Annotated in this window: 22 protein-coding genes; 7 read left to right on the plus strand and 15 right to left on the minus strand. The window is 66.9% G+C overall.

Going from position 1 to position 21,247, the window contains the following annotated elements; translation table 11 throughout:
- Window positions 1-204: 204 nt before the first annotated feature.
- The 6 genes from GZ998_RS03080 to GZ998_RS03105 all read right to left on the minus strand — a co-directional run bounded on the left by GZ998_RS03080 (window position 205) and on the right by GZ998_RS03105 (window position 6,910).
- Window positions 205-1,020 (minus strand): class II aldolase/adducin family protein, encoded by an 816-nt coding sequence (locus tag GZ998_RS03080; RefSeq protein ID WP_162678910.1) that lies wholly within the window; start codon window positions 1,018-1,020, stop codon window positions 205-207.
- 102 nt (window positions 1,021-1,122) lie between these two features.
- Window positions 1,123-2,235, minus strand: a complete 1,113-nt coding sequence (locus tag GZ998_RS03085) for an alpha/beta hydrolase (protein ID WP_219108943.1) — start codon at window positions 2,233-2,235, stop codon at window positions 1,123-1,125.
- 76 nt (window positions 2,236-2,311) lie between these two features.
- The gene (locus tag GZ998_RS03090; RefSeq protein WP_219108946.1) at window positions 2,312-3,877 is read right to left on the minus strand and encodes a rhamnulokinase family protein; all 1,566 of its coding nucleotides are present in this window, start codon (window positions 3,875-3,877) and stop codon (window positions 2,312-2,314) included.
- Between the two features lie 14 nt (window positions 3,878-3,891).
- Window positions 3,892-5,082 carry an L-rhamnose isomerase gene (gene rhaI, locus GZ998_RS03095; protein ID WP_219108949.1) on the minus strand — a complete coding sequence of 397 codons (1,191 nt, stop codon included), beginning with the start codon at window positions 5,080-5,082 and terminating at the stop codon, window positions 3,892-3,894.
- Window positions 5,083-5,172: 90 nt separating this feature from the next.
- Window positions 5,173-6,462, minus strand: a complete 1,290-nt coding sequence (locus GZ998_RS03100; protein WP_161923517.1) for an MFS transporter — start codon at window positions 6,460-6,462, stop codon at window positions 5,173-5,175.
- A gap of 43 nt (window positions 6,463-6,505) precedes the next feature.
- Window positions 6,506-6,910 (minus strand): L-rhamnose mutarotase, encoded by a 405-nt coding sequence (locus GZ998_RS03105; protein ID WP_219108952.1) that lies wholly within the window; start codon window positions 6,908-6,910, stop codon window positions 6,506-6,508.
- A gap of 226 nt (window positions 6,911-7,136) precedes the next feature.
- Between GZ998_RS03105 and GZ998_RS03110 the strand changes: the two genes are divergently transcribed.
- The 4 genes from GZ998_RS03110 (at window position 7,137) to GZ998_RS03125 (ending at window position 10,435) form a co-directional block, all read left to right on the plus strand.
- Window positions 7,137-7,862 (plus strand): hypothetical protein, encoded by a 726-nt coding sequence (locus tag GZ998_RS03110; RefSeq protein WP_219108955.1) that lies wholly within the window; start codon window positions 7,137-7,139, stop codon window positions 7,860-7,862.
- A gap of 335 nt (window positions 7,863-8,197) precedes the next feature.
- The gene (locus GZ998_RS03115; RefSeq protein WP_219108958.1) at window positions 8,198-8,404 is read left to right on the plus strand and encodes a hypothetical protein; all 207 of its coding nucleotides are present in this window, start codon (window positions 8,198-8,200) and stop codon (window positions 8,402-8,404) included.
- 253 nt (window positions 8,405-8,657) lie between these two features.
- Window positions 8,658-9,359: a hypothetical protein gene (locus tag GZ998_RS03120; protein ID WP_219108961.1), complete on the plus strand. Its 702-nt coding sequence runs from the start codon at window positions 8,658-8,660 to the stop codon at window positions 9,357-9,359.
- Between the two features lie 617 nt (window positions 9,360-9,976).
- Window positions 9,977-10,435, plus strand: coding sequence for a hypothetical protein (locus GZ998_RS03125; protein WP_308807144.1), 459 nt, complete (start codon window positions 9,977-9,979; stop codon window positions 10,433-10,435).
- Window positions 10,436-10,550: 115 nt separating this feature from the next.
- On the opposite strand, the gene GZ998_RS12975 is transcribed toward GZ998_RS03125, so the two are convergent.
- The 6 genes from GZ998_RS12975 to GZ998_RS03150 all read right to left on the minus strand — a co-directional run bounded on the left by GZ998_RS12975 (window position 10,551) and on the right by GZ998_RS03150 (window position 15,953).
- Window positions 10,551-11,063: a transposase family protein gene (locus GZ998_RS12975; RefSeq protein ID WP_308807145.1), complete on the minus strand. Its 513-nt coding sequence runs from the start codon at window positions 11,061-11,063 to the stop codon at window positions 10,551-10,553.
- Complete coding sequence (locus GZ998_RS12980) at window positions 11,033-11,278, minus strand: transposase family protein (protein ID WP_257504956.1); 246 nt, start codon at window positions 11,276-11,278, stop codon at window positions 11,033-11,035. The genes GZ998_RS12975 and GZ998_RS12980 overlap by 31 nt, the downstream gene beginning before the upstream one ends.
- A gap of 265 nt (window positions 11,279-11,543) precedes the next feature.
- The gene (locus GZ998_RS03135; RefSeq protein WP_219108964.1) at window positions 11,544-12,638 is read right to left on the minus strand and encodes a DUF6571 family protein; all 1,095 of its coding nucleotides are present in this window, start codon (window positions 12,636-12,638) and stop codon (window positions 11,544-11,546) included.
- A 40-nt stretch (window positions 12,639-12,678) separates the two neighbouring features.
- Window positions 12,679-14,772, minus strand: a complete 2,094-nt coding sequence (locus tag GZ998_RS03140) for a DUF6571 family protein (RefSeq protein WP_219108967.1) — start codon at window positions 14,770-14,772, stop codon at window positions 12,679-12,681.
- Between the two features lie 54 nt (window positions 14,773-14,826).
- Window positions 14,827-15,201 (minus strand): hypothetical protein, encoded by a 375-nt coding sequence (locus GZ998_RS03145; protein ID WP_219108970.1) that lies wholly within the window; start codon window positions 15,199-15,201, stop codon window positions 14,827-14,829.
- A gap of 233 nt (window positions 15,202-15,434) precedes the next feature.
- Entirely contained in the window at window positions 15,435-15,953 is a 519-nt protein-coding gene (locus GZ998_RS03150; protein ID WP_219108973.1) for a flavodoxin, read from the minus strand.
- Window positions 15,954-16,177: 224 nt separating this feature from the next.
- Between GZ998_RS03150 and GZ998_RS03155 the strand changes: the two genes are divergently transcribed.
- A complete protein-coding gene (locus GZ998_RS03155; protein ID WP_161923530.1) occupies window positions 16,178-17,200 on the plus strand; it encodes a LacI family DNA-binding transcriptional regulator in 1,023 nt (340 codons plus the stop codon).
- A gap of 84 nt (window positions 17,201-17,284) precedes the next feature.
- On the opposite strand, the gene GZ998_RS03160 is transcribed toward GZ998_RS03155, so the two are convergent.
- Window positions 17,285-17,614, minus strand: coding sequence for a putative heavy metal-binding protein (locus GZ998_RS03160; RefSeq protein ID WP_161923531.1), 330 nt, complete (start codon window positions 17,612-17,614; stop codon window positions 17,285-17,287).
- A 129-nt stretch (window positions 17,615-17,743) separates the two neighbouring features.
- The gene (locus GZ998_RS03165; protein WP_161923532.1) at window positions 17,744-18,262 is read right to left on the minus strand and encodes a SprT-like domain-containing protein; all 519 of its coding nucleotides are present in this window, start codon (window positions 18,260-18,262) and stop codon (window positions 17,744-17,746) included.
- A 118-nt stretch (window positions 18,263-18,380) separates the two neighbouring features.
- On the opposite strand from GZ998_RS03165, the gene GZ998_RS03170 reads away from it, so the two are divergent.
- Together GZ998_RS03170 and cls are read left to right on the plus strand one after the other, a co-directional pair.
- Entirely contained in the window at window positions 18,381-19,433 is a 1,053-nt protein-coding gene (locus tag GZ998_RS03170; protein WP_219108976.1) for a hypothetical protein, read from the plus strand.
- A gap of 84 nt (window positions 19,434-19,517) precedes the next feature.
- On the plus strand, window positions 19,518-21,035 hold the full coding sequence (cls, locus tag GZ998_RS03175; RefSeq protein WP_219108979.1) for a cardiolipin synthase: 1,518 nt from the start codon (window positions 19,518-19,520) through the stop codon (window positions 21,033-21,035).
- Here cls and GZ998_RS12985 read toward each other — a convergent pair.
- Entirely contained in the window at window positions 20,993-21,199 is a 207-nt protein-coding gene (locus GZ998_RS12985) for a hypothetical protein (RefSeq protein ID WP_237564261.1), read from the minus strand. The genes cls and GZ998_RS12985 overlap by 43 nt on opposite strands.
- Window positions 21,200-21,247: the final 48 nt, after the last annotated feature.

The raw sequence follows: 21,247 nt of genomic DNA on the forward strand, positions 1-21,247 counted from the left end.
CCTCTTAGAAAAGTGTCCGAATTCGGCACGAACGCGCCTACGCCGCTGAAACGCTATGTGCAGGCCGTTGGAATCATGCGATTTCTGCCCCGGCGTCGTGGGCACTCGATGCCGTTCATGCCGAATTCGGACAAGCTGGGCACCGCGTCGTAACTTCGACCGGTCTCGGTGTGTTAATTGTGCCGGTCTCGGGGAAGAGGCGGGTCAGAACAGGTCGGTGTCGACGTTGAAGGCCTCGACCACCGCGTGCAGCTCGGCGTCGGTGACGCCCTCGCCGAGGCCGCCGGCCATGATGTTGCGGACCTCGTACATCGCACCGGTCTCGGCGTACTCGACCTTGTCGACGGCGGCCAGGGGGGCGACGTCGGAGCGGACCATGATGCCGTGCTTGGACCACAGCACGATCACGTGGTCGCGCAGGGCGCGCACATTGTTCTCCATGAGGGTGGCCGATCCGGGCACCATGAAGTCGAGCACCTCGATGCCTTGGGGGAGCTGGACGATCGTCTCGGGCTCCCAGCGCAGGATGCGGCGGTTGAAGTCCGCCGTGTTGCGGATGTCCTTGATGTGGCTGAGCTGGACCAGGTAGGGCGGCTGGGCGTGGATGACGGCCTGGAAGTCCACGCCGCGCTGCGCCACCTGGTCGTTGTGGACCGCCAGGTGGGAGTTGAACTCGCTGGTGGGGCGCACGTAGGCGCGGTCGGGGTGGGTGTACCAGGTGCCGGTTACGCCCCCCTCGTCCACGACGAAGGCGGAGACATTCGCCTCCGGGGACTCGGCGACGTCGCGCAGGCGGCAGCCCGAGCCGGTCACCAGGACGGTGCGGCCGGCCAGCGCGGGGGCGGGTAGCGGCAGCTCGGTGCCGGGGACGACCTGCGGGAAGCGGTCGGTAAGCCTTAGTTGATCGGCCGAGGCGTTGATGGATACGGAGATGTTGCCGGCGCCGGCCTCGACGGCGCCCATGTGGTCCAGGCGGCGTCCGGCGGCACCCATCTGGGCGAGGATCTCCGACAGGGGCATGGTGGTCACGGTGAATCGTCCTTTCGGTGTTTGTTTCTGGGGAGTTGTTGGTAGATGGCTGGTTGGTGCGGAGCCCGTCGACGGCGGTCGTGGTTGCTGGTTTTAGCCGCGGCCCAGCCGGGCCGCGAAGCGGTCGAGGCTGGCGGCAGTCAGGGGGCTGCCGACGGCGTTGAGGTGCCCGTGGGGCACACCCGCGCAGGTGAGCACCTCGACATCGGCTCCCGCTTGCCGGAGCTGGCGGGCGAAGGCCTCGCCGGAGGCGCGCAGGTCGTCGTTCTCGCAGTTCTCGATGTAGGTGGCCGGCCAGCCCTCCAGCCGGGCGGCGTCCAGGTCCCCGGGGAAGGCGTAGGCGGGTGCGTCCGCGTCGAGCGGGGCGCCGAGGTAGTTGGTGTTCATCGCCGCCATCACGTCGGTGGGTAACCGCAGAATCTGCGGCATCTGCTCCAGCCGCGCCGCCAGCTCCGGGCTGGGGGTGGGCCAGAGCCCGCCGTGGGCCACTGGGTAGGCGAGCAGCGCCTGCCAGGGGGCAGCGCCGTCGTCGACGCCGTGCAGCGTCACCCCGGCGGCCAGGTTCCCGCCCGCGCTGGCACCGCCGACGGCGATGCGGGCGGCGTCGATGCCGATCTCGGTGGCGTGCTCACGCACCCACCGGTAGGCGGCGTAGGCGTCGTCGTGCGGGACCGGGTAGTGGATGCCGCCGGTGCACAGCCGGTAGAAGACCGAGACGACGACCGCGCCGGTGCGGGTGGCTAGGCCCCGGGCGACGGCGTCGGCCTCCGGCATGTCCAGGTCACCGCCGATGAAGGCGCCGCCGTGGTACCACACCAGTCCGGCCCGCAGGCCCGTATCCGTGGCCGGCGAGGGCGTGGGCGGGGCCCAGCCGGGTTCGGGGCGGTAGATGCGCACCGGTATCGGCCCGTGCGGGCCGGGCAGCTCGCAGTCCTCGACGGCGGCGCGGGTGGGCTCCGGCTCCCCGAAGGGTGCTTCCCATGCCTCCATAGCGGCCAAGGCCTCCGCGGCGAAGGGCGCCCCGGCGGCCGCGGCGGGATCGGCGGCAGCCAGGTCCTCGGCGCGCGGCGCCGGGAAATCGGCGATCAGGTGCAAGCGCTCGGCATAGGGCGGCAGGAAGCCGCCGGCCAGCGGCGCCACGGGCACGCCGTCGCGGGTGGTGGTGGGCTGCGGCGTCGATGGGGCGGCGCCGGGAGCATCGGTCATGATCTTCTCCGTGGGAAGTGGTGGATGTTGCGGCGGGGTGCGCGGGTGGTGCCCGTACCCCGCGGGGCCGGTGCGCTCAGCCGAACAGCTGGCGCTCGGCGGCGTCCCAGCCGGCGGCCGCGGCCGGGTCGGGGGCGTACTCGGTGATGTCGCAGGAGGCGCGCACCAGCTTTCGCAGCGCGGTCAGGTCGCCCTCGATCAGCCCGGCACCGCGGGCGGCGACGACGATATTGCCCAGGGCGGTGCCCTCGGCGGGCCCGGCCACCACCTTCAGCCCGGTCGCGTCTGCGGCCAACTGGCACAACAGGCGGTTGCTGATGCCGCCCCCGACCATGTGCAGCACACCGACGTGCTTGCCGGAAAGCTCGCTCGCCTCGCGCACCGCGCGCCGGTAGGCCAGGGCGAGGGAGTCGTCGATGCAGCGCACGTACTCGCCGACGCTGCGCGGGCGCGGCTGGCCGGTGCGGATGGCGTAGTCGTCGATGCGGGCAGCCATGTCGCCGGGGTCGAAGAAGACCAGATCGTTGATGTCGACGATGGTGCGCAGCGGGTCTGCGGCCGCGGCGGCGGCGTCCAGCTCCCGGTAGGAAAGCTCCAGACCCTGCTCACGCCAGGTGCGCACGGCCTCGTTGAACACCCACAGCCCCATGACGTTCTTCAGGTAGCGCACGGTGCCGTCCACGCCGAGCTCATTGGTGAAGTTGGCCCGCCGGGAGGCCTCGGTGAGCACCGGCGCGTCCAGCTCCAGCCCCACCAGCGACCAGGTGCCGCAGGAGACGTAGGCGAAGTCGCTTCCGGCCGCGGGCACGGCCGCCACCGCGGAGGCGGTGTCGTGGGAGCCGACGGCCACCACCGGCGTCGGGGTGCCGTCGGGTCCGAAGACGTCGACGACGTCGCGGCGCACCGGGCCGACGACGGTGCCCGCCTCGACGACGCCCGGTAGCACGCCGTCCAGGTCGAGGCCCAGGTCGGTGCGCAGCCGCTGAAGCAGTGGCGCGGACCAGGTGCGCTCGCGGGAGTCGACCAGGCCGGTGGTGGAGGCGTTGGTGATCTCGGCGACCGGCCTGCCGGTGAGCCAGTAGGTGAGCAGATCGGGCAGCAGCAGCATGGTGCGCTGGGCGGAGCAGGCGCCCGGGGCCGCCGGGGCGACGCCGCCGTCGGCCGGAGCGGCGGCGCGGGGCAGGCCGCCGTCGCGGGACTCGGCCACCAGCTGGAAGAGGGTGTTGAAGTCCTGTACCTGCAGTCCGTTGACCGAGTACAGCTCGGCGGCGGGGATGGCCGCGAAGACCTCCGCCGGTACGCCGCGGGTGCGGGGGCAGCGGTAGGAGGCCACCTGCCCGGCGAGTAGGCCGCCCGGGCCGAGCAGTCCGTAGTCGACGCCCCAGGTGTCGATACCGACGGCGGACAGGGGGCCGACGTCGCGCACGGCGGCGAGCAGCCCCTGGCGGATCTCGTCCCACAGGTGCAGCACATCCCAGAACAGGCGTTCGCCGCCGGGCCCGGGCAGGGGGATGGGGCCGTTGGCGAAGCGGCGCGTCTCGGTCAGCTCGATGCGGCCGTCGGCGATGGTGCCGACCATGACGCGCCCGGATGAGGCGCCCAGGTCGACGGCCCCGACGTGGATGGGGCGGGCGTTGGTCATGGTCGGCACCTCTCTCAGGCTCCCCAGCCGGCGGCGGTGCCACCGACGCGCTCGGAGCGGACCTTGTCCAGGTAGCCGGACTCCAGGAAGGCCTTCATCGGGTCGGGGGCCAGACCCTGGGACTCGCGCAGCTCCGCCAGCAGCGGGCGCACGTCGGTGTTGTAGGCGTCAACGAGGATGTCGTTGGCGGCCAGCACGTCGCCGGCGCGCTGCGCCTGGTCGAGGGCCTCACGGTCCACCAGGAGTGCCTTGGCGGTCGCCTCCTGCACGTTGGTGGCGGAGCGGATCTCGCCGGGGATCTTCTCCTCCAGGTTGTGGCACTGGTCGAGCATGAAGTTGACCCCAGAGTCGGGTGCCAGTGCACCGGCGGCGACGATCTCGTTCATGATGCGGAACAGCTGGTAGGGGTCGGCGGCGCCCACAATCAGGTCGTCGTCGGCGTAGAAGCGCGAGTTGAAGTCGAAGGCGCCCAGGCGGCCCAGCCGCAGCAGCTGCGCGACGATGAACTCGATGTTGGTGCCGGGGGCGTGGTGCCCGGTGTCGAGGACGACCTTGGCGCGGTCTCCCAGTGCCAGGCAGTGCACCAGGGAGGTGCCCCAGTCCGGCACGTCGGTGTGGTAGAAGGCCGGCTCGAAGAACTTGTACTCCAGCACCAGCTCCTGATCGTCGTCGAGGGCGGCGTAGATCTCCGCGAGGGAGTCCGCCAGGCGGTCCTGGCGGGCGCGGATCGAGTCCTGACCGGGGTAGTTGGTGCCGTCGGCCAGCCAGATCTTCAGAGCCGGGGAGCCGGTGGCGCGCATGATGTCGATGCACTCCAGGTGGTGGTCGATCGCCTTGCGGCGGATCCGCTCATTGGAGTTGGTCAGGGAGCCGAGCTTGTAGTCCTCGTCCTGGAAGACGTTGGAGTTGATGTTGCCGATGGTGACGCCCTGGTCCTCGGCGTGAGCGCGCAACGCCTCGTAGTCGTCGACCTTGTCCCACGGGATGTGCAGGGAGACCCGGGGGGTGACGCCGGTGTACTGGTTGACCTGGGCGACGTCGTCGATCTTCTCGAACGGGTCGCGGGGCACGCCGGCGGTGGTGAAGACGCGGAAGCGGGTGCCGGAGTTGCCGAAGGCCCAGCTGGGCAGCTCGATCGACTGGGTCTGCAGCAGGCTGCGGGCCTCATCACTGAGGTCGGATAGCGAGGGGGTGTTGCCGGTCATGGTTTCTCTCCGTTTCGTGGGGGTGGATGGATGCTGGTGGTCCTGTGGTTGGTTCCGTGAGGCGGTGGTTGGTGGTTGCTGTGCCGGCCCTCAGGCGTTGGCGTTGGTGACGCGCTCGCCGTAGCGTTCCAGCTCGATGTCCTCCAGGGACTTGCCCTGGGTCTTGGGAGCGCCGATGGTGCCCACCAGGGTGGAGACCACGAGGAAGCCGATGAGGATGAGGCCGTCGATCATCAGACCGTTCTCCCATTTGAGGATGACCGGGAAGATCAGGGAGATCAGTCCGGAGGCGAGCCGTACCGCGAAGAAGACAATGCCCTGGGCGGCCGAGCGGTACGGGGTGGCGAAGAGCTCTGGTGACCACACCGAGTAGAAGGCCTGGGCGGACGGGCCGGCGGACAGGCCCCAGATGATGGTGTACGCGAAGGCGGTCCAGGCGGCGTCGGAGGGGCCGAACACCAGGATGATCCAGGAGAGGATAGCCGCCAGGCCGCCGACCAGATAGTGCCAGCGGTAGGGGACGCGGTCCACCAGGTTCATGAAGATGAAGGTGGAAATGATGACGAAGCCCCACGACAGCATGGAGAACAGGTCGGTTTGGATGGTCTCGTAGCCCATGGAGCCGAGAATGGTGGGCAGGAAGATGCCGTTCTGGGAGGCGGCCTGGTTCCAGCAGGTGTAGATGACGGCCAGGAAGATGAGCGCGGTGATGTTGACGCGGCGGTTGAACAGCTTGCGGAACGCCGTCCACATCGACGGCGGCTTGGCCTGTGCCCCGCCCTTGGCATTCTGCCAGGTTTCGGACTCCTCCAAGCCCTGCCGGATGTACCAGGTGACCAGCGCGATCACGACCAGGTGGGCGAAGACGATGCGGCTGCCGAGCAGACCCAGCGGGGCGAGGGCGGCCGCGAGGCCGAAGCCGATGAACGGGCCGAAGGACCAGGCCAGCTGAGTGGCCCCGATGTGCTTGCCGCGTTGACCGGTGGGGGCGAATTCGGCGATGTAGGTCCAGCCGGCGGGGACGGAAGCACCCACCGCCAGGCCGACGATTACGAAGCCCGTGAACAGCATCGGCAGGTTGACGGTGAAGACGACGATCAGGCCGCCTAGCGCGTACAGCAGCAGGTCGTAGGTGTAAATGAACTTGCGCCCGTACTTGTCGCACAGGGGGCCGCCGATCAGGGCGCCGATGGCGGCGCCGAAGGCGTTGGAGCTGAAGGCTGCAAGGAGCCCGGCGATGGTGCCGTCGTCGTCGGGGAAGTAGGCGGCGCTCCAGAAGCCGAGCGAGGTGGCGATGGCGATGATGGAGCCGGAGTCGATGTAGTTGGACATGGAGACGGCGGCGGTCGCCTTCCAGCCGGTTAGTGGCTTACGTGCCACGGGTTCCTCCTTGAGTCGTGGGGGATGGGGTGGGGCGGGGGCGTCAGGGAAGATAGAAGTACTGGGGCAGGATCTCGTTGGTGCCGCCGTCGGGCTGGACGAAGTACTGGGCCATCTCCGCCTGCCAGCGGGTGTTGACCTCTTCATCGTTCATGGCGGCCTGGGCGGCGTCGACGTCGTCGGACTCGAAGTAGCCGACGACGAGCCCGTCCCCGGGGCGCAGGAACAGCGAGTAGTTGCGCCATCCGCAGCGGGTCAGGGCCTGGCGCATCTCCTCCCACACGCGCTGGTGGACCTCGACGTAGTCGGTGAGCCGGTCCGGGCGCACGTGCAGCAGGAAGCAGCAACGGTGAGGGGAACGGGCGGTGGTCGCGCTCAGCAACTCGGTGAGGGCCGCTTGCTTGGTGGTGCCCGAGGCGGAGGCGTCGGCGGTGGGGGAGTCGGTCATGGAACGTCCTTGTTCGGTTCGAGCGCCGTGGTTTTCACGGTGCCGGTCAACGGCATGAACCGTTTCAACGCAATCGACTCTAGTCCGTTGGCTGGGTGTTCGTCAAGGTGTGGGCGGGAACTGCCGGGTGCGGTCGTTGCTTGCGCGCGACATGCTGGCGTGCGAGGCTTTGTAACGTCCTGATGACGTTGCCCTTACGTTGGCCAGTACGTGCGAGGAGCTGCCCATGCATCATTTCCTGAGTTTCCCGACCGGCTCATCCGGGCTCGGCTCGTCCGGGCTGCGCCGTGCCGCCGCGGGTGCTGCGGCGCTACTGCTGGCGTGCGGGCCTTTGGTGGCGTGCTCGCAGGATCCTGGTGGCGGCTCGGGGGTTCCGGCTTATGATCCGGGGGCGGCTGCCTCGGCCAGGGCCTCGGAGTCGGCCGCGGCGGCCGAGGCGTCTGCGTCGGCTGCTGCTTCTGCCGAGGCGGCCGGCGTGGTGACGGCGGAGTCGCTGTCCACCGACCGCTACCAGGTCATCTCCATCCCCGAGGACCTGGACGAGCTGCAGACCGAGGTCCTGAGGGCCTTCGTCCACTACGATCAGGTGACCTGGAACATCTGGTTCACCCGCACCGGCATCGAGGATGCCCAACCCCTCATGACCGCGGAGGAGTACCAGGCTTTTACGGACTATTTTGAAGAAGGCGCCGCAGGCAGGACCGACGGTACGGTGAGGGTCGCGGTGACGTCGGTGTACTTGACGTCGCTGGATGCTGTGCGGCCCGAAGCCGTGGTTGAGGTCTGTGCCGACCAGACCGACCTGGTGAAGTATGACGCTGAGGGCAATGACATCAGTGATCCTGAGACGTTTCAGGTGCGGCGCATTATCCGCGTCACCATGGTGTACGAGGACGGCACCTGGAAGGAAGCCTCCGAGGGAACCCTGTCGATCAACGAGTGCACGGTGTGAGCCCCATGCGGCAGACAACTCGAAAGCTAGCCGCGCTGGCGGGCGCAGCGCTCCTGCTGGCAGCACCACTCGTGACCACGACTCCGGCCTACGCAGACTGGCAGAAGAAGGACGCCGCTGGTGGTTCGTCGTCTGGTTCGGTGTCTGCTGGTGGGATGGTTCGGTGACGATAGCGGTCAGTGTGGAGTCCGTGTCGGCGGCTGCGGATGGCTCAGCTGGTTCTGGTGGTGGTGCTACGGCGTGGTCGCAGTCGGTGACCGCCACGGTGCATCCGGTGTGCTGGTACACGCAGAGTAGTGCTGGCGCGGAGAAGGCGAAGTGGCTGGAGTCTCCGGATGGCGCCGCTGTTCGGCCTGTTCGGCCGCAATAACAACAACGACGACCCGGAGGGGCTGGAGGAGCAGAAGACGCGTTGCCCCGACTGTGAGTCCTGTGCGGACGGTGTCGAGGGCTACTGGTGCGTGGTGCCCTGTTCCTCGGAGCTGGTGGATGGTGGCGGCCTGCACGACAAGTCCCGCACGAGGCCCCCTCGTCCTGCGTGAGGCTCCCTCTTTTCGGGAGCACGGGCGCGGGCCCGACGCCCCATTTGGTTGGCCGACTAGTACGTTTGGCTTGACGGCAACGGCCCGGCAGGGGCGCCGGCGCTCACGCACAGGGACAACAGGAGCAGCGGAGGCGCTGAAGCCCGCCTCCGCCGGCCCCGGCCGGGTTGCGCACACGCCGGGGCCGTGCGAGGCTTTGTAACGTCCTGATGACGTTGCCCTTACGTTGGCCAGTACATGCGAGGAGCTGCCCATGCATCATTTCCCGAGTTTCCCGACCGGCTCGTCCGGGCTGCGCCGCACCGCTGCGGGTGCTGCGGCGCTGCTGCTGGCGTGCGCCCCCCTGGCGGCATGCTCCTCCGACTCGGACGACAACCCCTTGGGTATCGGTACCTTCGACCCCGAGGCAATGGCCTCGGCCAAGGCCTCGGAGTCGGCTGCTGCTGCGGCGGCGTCCGCCTCCGCCGCGGCCTCGGCGGAGGCCGCAGGCGTGGTGACGGCGGAGTCGCTGTCCACCGACCGCTACCAGGTCACCTCCATCCCCGAGGACCTGGACGAGCAGCAGACCGAGGTGCTGAGGGCCTTCATCCACTACGACCAGGTCACCTGGAACATCTGGTTCACCCGCACCGGCGCAGAGAACGCCCAACCCCTCATGACCACAGAGGCATACCAAAGACTCACGAACGGTCTTGAGGAACTCGGCGATGGGCATACCGATGGGACAGTCAGAGTTTCAGTTGAGGCGGTTACCGTCCTTGCCTATATGCAGGCGCAGGTCGTGATCTGCGGCGACCAGTCTGATCTCATTTCCTATGACGAGGACGGAAATGACATCAGTAATCCGGAGACCCTCCAAGGGCGTTATGGGACCGTTATTGCCATGGTGTATGAGGATGGGGTTTGGAAGGAATCGGATGAGGCAACTCTGACTGTAAACGAATGTGTGGTGTGAGAATGGTGGGCTTCAAGGGGCGATTGCTGTCAATAGCTTACGTCATGGTACTGTTATTTGCTGTGTCGGTCGGTATTGTTCCAGCCGCTTATGCAAAAGAGATACAAGACGTCCATGCCGGTCCTGGTTCGTCGTCTGGTTCGGTTGCCCAGGGCGGGGATGGCTCGGTGACGATAAGTGTCACGGCAACCTCCACGTCGGCCGCCGCTGACGGCTCGGGCGGCAGCCCTGGTGGTGGGGCGGTGTCGTGGTCGCAGTCGGTGACTACTACGGTGCAGCCGATGTGCTGGCATATTCCCTTTAGGACGGGCGAGGAAACCGCTAGCTTGTTGGAGTCGGACGCTACCATCTATAACGTCACCCGTTTTAGTGGTCATACGCTGGAAGAGTATCGTTCTCGTTTCCCGGATTACGAGTCTCATGCGTCCGACTCAGGGGGGTATTGGTACATTCCCCAGTGCTCTCCCGAGTATTACAGGGGGGATGATCTTGCGGACTTCAGCGCGTTGTCAAAGAGTTGGGTTGAGAGGAACATGGCTGTATGGGTTCCTGCTGGTAGTTCGCCCCCGGAGCCCGAGATAGATGGTGAGACGTTGGCGCGGGCGGCGTGGGATGCGGTGACGATCCCGACCGCCACGATCGGCTACAACCCCATGGTCGGGGACATGCAGGCCACGATTGTGGGCTGGGATACCTGGGTGTGGGCCACGGGCGACACGCCCAGGGAAGTGACCGTGACGGCTACAGCGGGTGCCACCACCGCTACGATCACGGCTACTGCCAAGCGGTTAACCCTCCAGCCCAAGGACGGCACTGCCAAGTGCACGGGGTTCGGGGTCCCGTGGAGCCAGGACAACGACTCCAGGGGCACGGACTGCAAGATCATCTTCAACCGCTCCAGCGCCCACTTCAAGGACTCTGTGACGCCGGTGGATGTCAAGGTGTCCTACGCGATCGAGTACACAGCTTCTGATGGCGCCACCGGAACCATGGACACCCACACCACATCCACAACCACCACCATCCCGGTAGCCGAGATCCAGACGCTCAACACCAGACCCACCACCGAACCATGAGTAGCCCTTCCCCGCTCTATCTGTAAGAGCAGGGAACTCGGCTTGTTGTTTCACCAGTCGCGGCAGTAGTGTTGCTTGAACTCGTTGGTGGTGCGCCATCTTTCTGGAGGGTTATTCATGGGGTGTATGTGAAGGTGAGGGCGAGTGTGGCGGTGATGGTTGTTGGGAAGGTTTGTATGGGTCTTCTGTAGCCGGTGTGCAGGGTGCGCCAGGTCTTGAGGTTGGCGATGGCTCTTTCTACGACGTGGCGGATGCGGTTGATGGAGGTGTTGTAGGCCCTGTCGGCCTCTGGCAGGGGCTGTCCGGGTTGCTTCTTGGCTGGGGTGGTCATGCCCAGCCCGATGTAGCCCTTGTCGCTGATATGCGTTGGCGGGGTCTGCCCGTGGGGCAGGTGGTCGGGCGGGAGGTCAAGTAGGCCGCTGGCGCGCAGCGCGGCGGCGTCGTGCACTGAGCCGGGCAGCGGGTCCGAGACCCAGGCGATCGCCCCGGAGGGGGTGCAGGCGACCTGGACGTTCAGCCCGGTGGTGCGGTACTTGCCGGAGAACAGTCCTGGAGTGTCCTTCCAGTCCCAGGTTTTCAGCACGGTGCCGTCAATGATCAGCACCTGGGTGGGGTCGATGTCCTCCACCGCGGGCACGTTGTCTGCCAGGGCATCGGCAATGAGAGCTTGTAGGAGCTGATGATGCGGGAGACGGTGGGCTGGGAGACGTCGAAGGACTCCGCCAGGACCTGCTGGGTGAGGTTGTGGCGCAGCGCCATGACCGTTAGCTTGACCCGCTGGTACAGGCCCAGGGCCCGGCTGCCGACCTTGGGCAGCTCACCGTGCTTGTGTAGGGCGGGCACAGGTCGGCGAGCTGGTGGCGGTCAAGCTTCGTGCTAGCATTCATAATCGGCGGCTCGTTCTTAGAGGATATTCGATGGACAAACGAATCCTCGCAGGAACGAGCCGCCCTAGCACACACCCGCCACACGCGCGTGTCGCAAATCCCCCACACCCCCCATGAATAACCCTCCAGGGTGACTGCACCCAGGTGTGCATGCGTATCGCGTCGCAACGTAACGGCGTGCTGCAAAAATGCGGCACTCAGGACAAGAGCTTTAGACGGTCTCATTTGATGGCTTTGGCTGCCTGTCCCTCGTCGTAGCCAAGGCTGTAGCCAGCATTAATCTCGGTGTCAAGACTGTTCATGACGGAGTCGTGGACCAGGTCTTCCCAGTTTATGTATTCGTGGGCGGCTTGTGGTGTCATGGGGTCGGGGGCGGTGATGGTGGGTTGCCCGTCGACCTCGGTGTAGAAGGAGAAGGGACCACCGTTGTTGCCGGTGGCAGCCGCCTCCATGGTGGCGTCGCTGAGCAGGCCGTAGTTAGCGGCATCAACGTAGGCCTGGGCTCGCAGTACCGTGTCGATATCGGCCCCATCGACAGTGTCCGGAGTGTTGTCGCCCGCCCGCAGCTCGGCAATGCCATCGAGGTAGCCCATGGTCATGGCTGCGTTCCTGTAGTTCCCGCGTAGGGTGGCCTCGAGGTTCGTGGCCGTAGGCATGTTGGAACCGACTTGGTCGTGGTGGTATTGGAGCATCGTGGTCACCAGTGTGTCGGCGGCGTTCTCATCGTCGATGACGCGGTACAGGACGGTCTCGAACTGCGTGTCAGTGACCAGGCCGGACAGGTCATAGCCCGGTGGACTAGCGTCCAAGGAATCGCCGCTGGCCAAGCCGGCTAGTTCCTTCGGGCTGTTGGCGAGCAGGGCGGCGAGGTTCTGCTTCATGGTGCTGGTGTAGTCCTTAAGGGGTACCTGGCCGACAGCGAACTCCATTGATTTGGCGACTATCCACGTGGCCTTTGCGGCGGTTTGCTCGTCTTGGTCGGTGCGCATGGTTGAGACTGCGGCCATGGCGGCAGTGAGTTCCTCCAGGGAGGTGGAGTTCCAGTGGCCTTCTTCGAGCGCCTCCCACCGCTGTTGGGTCTGTTCACCCGGCATCCACTTCCCGTCGCTGGTCTCGCCATCGGGAGTGAGGTAGTCCAAGGCGGCCCGGGCATTGCCCTGGTCACTGCTTGCGGTGCCTGGATCAAGACCAGGAATGTCCAGTTCGCTTCCGAAATAATGCGCGCACGCCACCAAAGGCGCGCATGCCAGTAGTAGCGTTATCAGTGCAGCCGGCAGACGGCGCCTGGGGCGGGGTGTGCTTGCTTCGGATCGCATAATAAGAGAGTTCCTCATAACGCCTACGTGTTCTGCTGGCTCATTTGATGACCTTTGCGCCATGGCCCTGCTTGCAGCCTGTTTGATCACCCGCTTCGATATTGACGTCAAGACTGTCCATGACGGAGTCGTGGACCAGGTCTTCCCAGTTTATGTATTCGTGGGCGGCTTGTGGTGTCATGGGGTCGGGTGCGGTGATGGTGGGTTGCCCGTCGGCCTCGGTGTAGAAGGAGAATGGCCCTCCGTTGTTGCCGGTGGCGGCCGCCTCCATGGTGGCGTCGCTGAGCAGGCCGTAGTTCGCGGCATCAACATAGGCCTGGGCTCGCAGTACCGTGTCGATATCGGCTGCATCGACAGTGTCCGGAGTGTTCCAATCCTTGGTTAGCTGGTCAACGATAATGGGTCTGGCGACGGTGGAGCCGGTGCTGTACAGCAGCGGGCCAGCTACCGCCAGACTGGTCCCTCCGGTCATTGCGCCGACCCCGGCGCCCAGTACCGTAGAGAACACGCTCAGTGCGGTTCCCATATTGGACTTGGTGTTGGCCCGCGCGGCGCTGTTGTCACCTGCACGTAGCTCGGCAATGCCATCAAGATAGCCCATGGTTGCGGCTGCATCCTTGTACTGTACGGCAAGGGTCGTTCCGGGATCCGTGGATGTGGACATTTCGGAGTCGATTCTGCTGTGGTGGTACTGGCCCATGGCAGCGGCCAGGGTGCCGGTTGCGTTCTCGTCATCGATGATGCGGTACAGCAAGGTCTCGAACTCCGCATCGGTGACTAGGCCAGACAACCCATAGCGCTGATCGGTTTCCAGAGAGCCGTCTTTGGCCAGGCCTGCGAGTTCTTTGGGGCTGTTGCCGAGCAGAACCGCGAGGTTCTGTTTCATGGTGGCGGTGAAATCTGCTTCCTCAACGTCGTTGACGAAGAAGGGGATGGCCTGCGCGGTCATCCAGGTGGCGCGCTCGGCCGCGTCGGCCGGCGCGTTGGGGTCGCCGTCAGCGCCCCGGTAGGCGGAGGCAGCGGCCGTGGCCGCGCTCAACCCGTCCAGCCCGGTACCACCGTGGAAGTCCCAGTCGCGCTGCCTGAGCATCTCCCAACGCTTCTCGATCTCGGCGTCATTTGTGCCATCACTGGTGAGATAGTTCAAGGAGGCCTCGGAGTTGGAACCCATGGCGGTCAGCACGCCGGCCAACGGGTCCGCCGTATAGAACTCACCATTCACGAACGGTGGCGCACCGGCGAAGGGGACCGAGGCCGGGTCGATGTCCTCAAGATTGTCCGAGAGCACACCAAGAAACCCTGTACCGTACGCGGTATCCGGTACTGACAACAGCGCATTGAGGGCCGTCATCGGGTTCTCAAGCTGCGGCTGAATGACCGTCGGATCGACGGCGTTGGCGAAGTCGGCAGCGAGCCCCGCCCCACCGGCCTGATCCTGGCTGGCGGCGGCCAGGATGTGCGCGAGAGTCTCCAACGACTTGGTGAACCGCTCGCCACCATCGTCCCCGTCATAGCCGACCTGATAATGCCCGTCTAACGCGTAGACGAGCTGCAGGTACTCCTCGGTGCCCAGCGCGTCGACGAACGCCGCCCCATAGATCGGGATGTCTTGGTGCTTGTTGATTTGGTCGAGGATTTGTTCGGGGGTGCGGCCTTGGGAGGAGGTGCCGTTGGCGAGTGCTTCTTGGAGCTCTGTGGCCTCGGCTTTGGCTGTTTCGACTGAGCCGGTGTTGTAGGCGTGGACGTTGGCCACGGTGTCAGTGTTGCGCCAGTAGGCGGCCTCGTCGGTGGTGCCTGGTGGTGGGTCGGGCAGGTAGTAGGACAGGGTGCCGTCGGGGTTGGTCATGGTGATGCCGGACTCGTTTATGTCGATGGCCTCCTGGCGGCGCGAGCGCAGCTGGTCGGCCAGGTCGCGCATGGCTGATGCGTAGGCTGCCAGGGTTCCCGATCCGGGTCCCGGTATTAGGAAGCCGGGCAGGGACTCGGTCGCGTCGGCCACGGACTGGACCGGGTCGTGGTAGTAGGCGCTGGTCTGGTTGATGCTGCTGCGCTCGTAGTCGATCGCTTTGGCGCGGTCTTCCAGGTTGTCGACGACGGTTTGCATCTTGTCAGTGTCGATCTTGATGAAGGCCATGGGGCTGCGGCTCCTTGCTTCGCGTGCGGTTCACAGGCGCGGGGGCGGGAGGTACTAGGAACTGGGCCAGACGGCCAGGGCGGAGTCCTCGGGAACCACGTCCAGCCCGGCGTCGTAGAAGGCGTTCTCCGCGTCGGTCAGGTCCGAGACGATGTCACCGATCGCGTCGTAGGCGCCGGAGTCGGCCGCATCGATCTTGGTGCGGTAGTCATCGGCCACCGGTGAGGTCCACACCTCATCGCTCAGCCCGGCGTCGAAGGTCTCGCTGTTGTGGGTGGCGGAGTCCGTGGTGGAGGTGAATTCCTGGGCGTCCAGGCGGTGGCGTGACCCCACCGCGTAGGACTTGATTTCCTGGATCGCCTCCAGCTTCCTGTTGGGGACCATGCGGACGTCAGCGTCGTCTGCATCATGGGTGGGGGAGTGCGGCATTAAAGGGGCCTCGGCTCTCGGGGCGTACCGGACAGGAGCACGCGCGGGCGGTGGGCAGCCCACGCAACAACGGCCTCAACCTACCCCACATATCACGCCCGTGTCACGATACTGCAAGTGTGGCCGCCAGCCGCACGCTGACACAGGCGTGCGAATACCCGACGACGCCGATCGGACGGGACGTCGGCCTCGCGGCCGGGCACCGTCTGACGCCGTCGGGACTCGCGGGAGCCTTATGCCGCGACCCCGAGCCCCTCCAGCCAGCGGCGCACGCCGTCGGCGCTGGTGCTCACCTCCAGGCGGGTCCCCGGCTTCCAGTCACCCGTGCCGGCCAGAGCGGCGAGGTCGCGTGCGCTGGCGCCTACTGGCGAGGAGAAGGACGTGCAGAACGGCACCACGATCTTGCCGGTGAAGTCGTTATTCCGTACGAAGTCGCCCAAAACCCAGGAGGCCTCGCCCCACCATATGGGGTATCCGACCAGCACGGTGTCGTAGCCGGTGAAGCCGTCGGGGGCGTCCTGCACCAGCGGCACATGCCGCAGGCTCCGATCAACGTGCTCCCGCGAGACCCGGCTGCGCGGATCGTTGTAGTCCAGATCCGGCTCGGAGTAGGGCTCGGCGGGAGTCAGCACGAAGGCGTCGGCTCCGAGCGCCCGCGTGAGGGTCTCCGCCACGCGCCGGGTGTGCCCGTGGGCGGAGTAGTGGACGACGAGCGTCTTGGGTCGGGACTCAGGGGTGTTGCTGGCGGTCATCTTTGAACTCCAATCAGTCGGGAACTGATTATACGGTTGATTCGCTGTCTATTGGTGACGTGCTCCTCGGGCGCCGGCTGGCGACGACTGGGCCTTGCCTGCGGCGTCCGTGCCGACAACCTGGAAAGATGACTCATGGCCGCGACTGAGCCGCGCGGCCGCGATCACACCTGGCAGCGAGCAGCGGGACGGCTCGGACGTCCCCGGTAGCAGAAGGAGCGAGCATGGCACGTCCCTCGGTGCGTGACGTCGCCGAACGGGCGGGAGTCTCGGTAGGCACCGTCTCCCACGTCCTAAACCATCCCGAGCGCGTCGCCCAGCCAACGATCGACCGTGTGCGCGCCGCCATCAACGAGCTCGGCTTCGTGCGCTCTGAAACCGCGCGTCGCCTGCGCCACGGTGGTTCGTCACTGGTGGGCGTGCTTGTCCACGACATCTCCAACCCCTTCTTCACGGAGGCTGCCCGCGGCATTGAGGACCGGCTGCGCGCCGACGGCCGCGTGCCAATGCTCGGCTCCACCGACTCCGACCCCGAGCGCGAGCATCAGCTCATGAGCCTGCTGGCCGGCATGGACGTCCACGGGGTGATCATCACCCCCTCGGCCTCCACCCTCGACAACCTCGCCGTTCTGGCCGGCCGCGGCATCCGGGTAGTGCTCATGGATCACCCGCCGATCTCCGCCGAGCTGTCCACCGTGTCCGGGGACGACGTCGCCGGCGCTCGCGCGGCAGCGGCTCACCTGATCGAGCTAGGACACCGCCGCATCGGATTCGTCAACGGCCCACTGACGGTGCGGCAGGCCGTCGACCGGCGCGACGGCGTCGTCGCCGCGCTGGCCGGGGCGGGCCTGGACCCGGCTGAAGCGCTAACTGAAATCGAGGCCGTCAGTGGTGGCCAGGGATTCACGGCGGATGCGGGCGCAGTCGGGGCGGCCACCTTGCTGGATGGGCAGACGCCGCCGACGGCGCTGCTGTGCGCAAACGACCAGCTGGCCATCGGCGCCATGCGAGAAGTCCGTCGCCGCGGCCTAAGCATCCCAGACGACGTCGCCATCGTCGGGTATGACGACATCTCTGTTGCCGCGGAACTCATCACCCCGCTGACCAGCGTGCGTCAGCCTATGCGGGAGATGGGGGCGGCCGCGGCCGACCTGCTACTGTCCCACGACCCCGCGGTAAGGCACATCACCTTCCCGCCGCGGCTGGTGGTACGCGAATCCACCGTGGGCGGGCAGCCGCGGTCGTGATCAGCGCCGCCCGCTCCCTCCACCGCTAGGCACGGCACTGGTGCAGGGGCGGCCGGCGCCGAATACCGGCTGCTTACCGGGGCCTTACTGGGGACGGGAGAAGCGCACCGCGGTGCCGGAGGCGGTCACCATCAGCATGCCGTTGTCACTGCCGAGGGCCTCGTAGTCGATGTCCACCCCTACCACGCCCTCCGCGCCGAGCTCCTGCGCGCGCTGCACCATCTCCGCCAGCGCCGTCTCCCGGGCCTGAATCAACTCGTTCTCGTAAGCCTGGGAGCGGCCGCCCACCACGTTACGGATACCGGCGGCAAAGTCCTTGAACATGTTCACGCCCGCAATCGTCTCTCCGCATACGACGCGCAGGTACTGGGTGACGGGGTAGCCCTCAACGGTGGGGGTGGTGGTGACAATCATCGGTTCGCTCCTGAATACTCGCGGGCGGAAACAGGCCGGACAGGTCCTGCCTGCGCGATTCTGCGGCACCGCGTCCACCGCGGGGTCATCCCCGTGGAGGATTCGGCGTCGTCACCTGGGATGAACGGCTCAACCCCGCATACTCTCCAGACGCGCCAGGGCCCGGGCGTATCCCGGACTGATCTCCTGCGGGCTTACGGGCACGCCGTCGTAGGACCAGGCCAGCAGGTGGGCTGCGCTGAAGCCGCGAGCGCAGCGGGAGCACGAGCAGGGCAGCGCCGGGCGGCGCATCCGGTCAACGGTGTGACCGGCAGGACAGGTACCGACCCAGCGGCCCGGCACGCGCGGCGCCCGCTCGCTGACCAGCCGCCGGCCACTGGCGCCGATCCTGCGGGCCTCTGCGCGCCAGACGGCGTCGTGCCCGTGGGCGGCTCCCACGCGGGCGTGGGCGATCTCGTGCAGCACCGTCTCACGTACCTCTGCCTCGTCATACAGTGCCATCAGCTGCCGGGACAGGGTGATGCGCCGACGGGAGTGGTCGGTTAGGCCGGCGCGCCGTCGTGCCCGGTCCAGGGAAACCGACCAGTCGCCCACCCCGTGCTCGGCCATGAGCAGCCGGGCCAGCGGGAGCACCTCGGACAGATTCATGCGATGAGCGTAGACGATCGACTGTCAGGACCGTCGCCCCGCCATGTGAGCTCCGGCGCTGCGGCAACCGGGGGCGGGTAACTGCGTCATCCGCAAAGGCTGTGGCAGCATTACTTCAATGTCACGCCCCGCCGACCGACCGACGCGCCGCTCACCGCAAGGCACACCGCGCCGCACCTCCTCCGGCCACCGGGCGGCATCGGACCGGCGGCGCGCGCCCGCATCCGCTCGCGGCACGCGGCTGGCCGATGCGGCTCGCGCCGGGGGGCGCTCCGCCCGCACGCCTCACCCCGGTAGAACCCGCGGGCGGCGCAAGCCCCGCCGCATCGGTTCCGTAGGCATCTTCCTCAGCTCATTCCTGATCACGCTGCTGCTTGGCCTACTGGTCATGAATGCCCTTGACACCCCGCCGTCTCCGTCACCGCCCGCCGCCCCCACCGAGCCCACTCCCATCACGCGTGACATGACCGGCTTTGACGCGGGCCTCATCATCGACGACGACGTCTTCTACGACTCGACCACCATGACCAGCGCCGAGATCGCCGCATTCATCACCGCGGCGAACGAGGGCTGCCAGACCGGAGCAGACGGCACCCCCTGCCTGGCGGACGCCACTTTCGACACCGAGGACCGCGAGGCCACCACCGCCTGCCCCGGCGGGTACACCGCCGCGAAGGGGCAGACGGCGGCCGAGATCATCTCCCAGGTGGCTGACTCCTGCGACATCAACCCGCGCGTACTGCTAGTGCTGCTGCATAAGGAGCAGGGGCTGCTGACCGCGTCCGGTTCGGGCCTGACCGCTCGCCGCTACGAGGCGGCCACCGGCTACGCCTGCCCCGACGGGCAGGAGTGCGACTCCGAGTACGCGGGATTCTTCCGCCAGGTATACGGTGCCGCCTCCCAGTTCCAGACCTACCGGCTCGATCCCCACCGATTCGAGGTGGTTGCGGGTACGACGACGCAGCTCGCGTATTCGCCCGACGCACAGTGCGGAACCGGCGAGCTGACCGCTGCCAATCAGGCGACTGCGGGCCTGTACAACTACACGCCCTACCTGGCCAACGCAGCCGCCGCCTCCGGCGGTGATGACTGCACCAGCTGGGGAAACTGGAACTTCTACGGCTACTACCGCGCGCTCTTCGGAGACCCGACGCCATCGACTGCGCAGTGACACGCTGCGCGCGTCCGTCTCAGGCTCGCCCGGCACCAGGCGCGCCGATGCGCCGCGTGACGGCGACGTGTGAGGATTACTCATATGGAGTGGCACCCAGTACTGACGACTGCGTGGGTCGTCCTGGAGTACGTGATCAAGTTCGCGGCGCTGGGAACCGTCCCGGAGAACCGCCGCCCGTCGTCGTCCACTGCCTGGCTGCTGCTGATCTTCCTACTGCCTGTTGTGGGCCTGCCGCTGTACGTGTTCCTGGGCAGCCCCTGGGTGCACGGCAAGCGCTACCAGCAGCAGCTGGAGGCCAATACGGCGGTCAATGAGTTCACTGCGGGCATGCCCGACGCTCCGGCCGGCGCGCGCCCCTCACCCCACCTCGGCTCGGTGCTGCGCATGAACCGCAAGCTCACCGGCCTACCCTGCGTCACTGGTGAGGTCGTGGCCCTGCACTCAGACTCGGCGGAGACCTACGCGGCCATGGCCCGTCTGATCGACACCGCCCAGAATCACGTCCACGTGGAGTTCTACATCCAGAGCTGGGATGAGGTCACCGACGTCTTCTACTCCGCGCTCGCCCGTGCCGCCGCCCGCGGAGTGACCGTGCGGCTGCTGGTGGACCACCTTGGCTCACGGAAGTACCCCGGCTGGAAGGACTTCGGCAGGCGGCTGTCCGAGGACGGGATCAAATGGCGCCTGATGATGCCGCTGCTGCCGCACAAACGCCGCTTCCGGCGTCCCGACCTGCGCAACCACCGCAAGGTTCTCACCGTTGACGGTGAGCGCGCCTTCATCGGCTCGCACAACATCATCGACCCCACTTACCGGCTGCGCTCCAACATTCGTGCTGGACGGACCTGGGCGGATCTGTCTGTGGAGGTAACGGGGGACATCGTGGTGGAGGCGGAGACGGTCTTCGCCATGGACTGGTTCTTCGAATCCGGCGAGGTGCTACAGGTGCAGGACGCGCTTCCGGGCGCGCCGGACGTGACCGAGGTGCTGGAGCGCCGCCCCCCGGTAGGTACCCCCTCTCCGCAGCCGGGACGCCCCGAGGCGGTTGTCAACGCCATGCAATTGGTGCCCTCCGGACCCGGCTACCCCACCGAGCCCAATCTGCGCATGTTCCTGTCCCTGATACAGAACGCCACCCGGCGCGTATCCATCACCAGTCCCTACTTCATCCCCGACGAGGCGCTGCTGGCGGCCATGACCACGGCGGCCTACCGGGGGGTGGACGTGGAGCTGTTCGTCGGCAAGGAGTCCGACCACCTCATCGTCAACCATGCTCAGCGCTCCTACTATGGGGCACTGCTCGCTGCCGGCGTGCGCATCTACCGCTACCCGGCCCCAACCGTCCTGCACGCCAAGTACATGACGGTCGACGGCGAGGTCGGCGTCATCGGCAGCGCCAACATGGACTTCCGCTCCTTCGCCCTGAACTACGAGATGATGCTGCTCGCCTTTGGCGGCGACCTGGATGCCCTGCTGCGCGCCAATGACGCCTACTACCGCCGTGTGTCCACCGAGCTGACCGTTGAGGAGTGGGCCAAGGAGCCATGGTGGCGGCGCTACATCGACAACGTGTGCCGGCTGGTGTCCGCAGTCCTGTGACGGCGCCCTGCGCGCCGTCCAGCGGCGGCGTGCGCGTCCCCCTGCGCGGGCTCGGGGTCACCACGGTCAGTGAGCTCCAGGGACGAGCCCGCGCGCATGAGCCGGGACAGCACCTCCGGGTCGACCACCACCCCGTCGGCCGCCACCACGTCCAGGCTCCGCATGAAGTCGCGACCCGGCCGACGCGTTCCTTGAGCAGGTAGCCGACACCA

The sequence above is a fragment of the Actinomyces sp. 594 genome, assembly GCF_019325145.1.
Classification (GTDB): Bacteria; Actinomycetota; Actinomycetes; order Actinomycetales; family Actinomycetaceae; genus Actinomyces.

Excerpts from the sequence above, each read along its gene's own strand:
- GZ998_RS03080 (WP_162678910.1), bottom strand. The coding sequence starts at position 1,020 with ATGCCCCTGTCGGAGATCCTCGCCCAGATGGGTGCCGCCGGACGCCGC.
- GZ998_RS03085 (WP_219108943.1), bottom strand. The coding sequence starts at position 2,235 with ATGACCGATGCTCCCGGCGCCGCCCCATCGACGCCGCAGCCCACCACC.
- GZ998_RS03090 (WP_219108946.1), bottom strand. The coding sequence starts at position 3,877 with ATGACCAACGCCCGCCCCATCCACGTCGGGGCCGTCGACCTGGGCGCC.
- rhaI (WP_219108949.1), bottom strand. The coding sequence starts at position 5,082 with ATGACCGGCAACACCCCCTCGCTATCCGACCTCAGTGATGAGGCCCGC.
- GZ998_RS03105 (WP_219108952.1), bottom strand. The coding sequence starts at position 6,910 with ATGACCGACTCCCCCACCGCCGACGCCTCCGCCTCGGGCACCACCAAG.
- GZ998_RS03110 (WP_219108955.1), top strand. The coding sequence starts at position 7,137 with ATGCATCATTTCCTGAGTTTCCCGACCGGCTCATCCGGGCTCGGCTCG.
- GZ998_RS03115 (WP_219108958.1), top strand. The coding sequence starts at position 8,198 with ATGGCGCCGCTGTTCGGCCTGTTCGGCCGCAATAACAACAACGACGAC.
- GZ998_RS03120 (WP_219108961.1), top strand. The coding sequence starts at position 8,658 with ATGCATCATTTCCCGAGTTTCCCGACCGGCTCGTCCGGGCTGCGCCGC.
- GZ998_RS03135 (WP_219108964.1), bottom strand. The coding sequence starts at position 12,638 with ATGCGATCCGAAGCAAGCACACCCCGCCCCAGGCGCCGTCTGCCGGCT.
- GZ998_RS03140 (WP_219108967.1), bottom strand. The coding sequence starts at position 14,772 with ATGGCCTTCATCAAGATCGACACTGACAAGATGCAAACCGTCGTCGAC.
- GZ998_RS03145 (WP_219108970.1), bottom strand. The coding sequence starts at position 15,201 with ATGCCGCACTCCCCCACCCATGATGCAGACGACGCTGACGTCCGCATG.
- GZ998_RS03150 (WP_219108973.1), bottom strand. The coding sequence starts at position 15,953 with ATGACCGCCAGCAACACCCCTGAGTCCCGACCCAAGACGCTCGTCGTC.
- GZ998_RS03155 (WP_161923530.1), top strand. The coding sequence starts at position 16,178 with ATGGCACGTCCCTCGGTGCGTGACGTCGCCGAACGGGCGGGAGTCTCG.
- GZ998_RS03160 (WP_161923531.1), bottom strand. The coding sequence starts at position 17,614 with ATGATTGTCACCACCACCCCCACCGTTGAGGGCTACCCCGTCACCCAG.
- GZ998_RS03165 (WP_161923532.1), bottom strand. The coding sequence starts at position 18,262 with ATGAATCTGTCCGAGGTGCTCCCGCTGGCCCGGCTGCTCATGGCCGAG.
- GZ998_RS03170 (WP_219108976.1), top strand. The coding sequence starts at position 18,381 with ATGTCACGCCCCGCCGACCGACCGACGCGCCGCTCACCGCAAGGCACA.
- cls (WP_219108979.1), top strand. The coding sequence starts at position 19,518 with ATGGAGTGGCACCCAGTACTGACGACTGCGTGGGTCGTCCTGGAGTAC.
- GZ998_RS12985 (WP_237564261.1), bottom strand. The coding sequence starts at position 21,199 with ATGCGGAGCCTGGACGTGGTGGCGGCCGACGGGGTGGTGGTCGACCCG.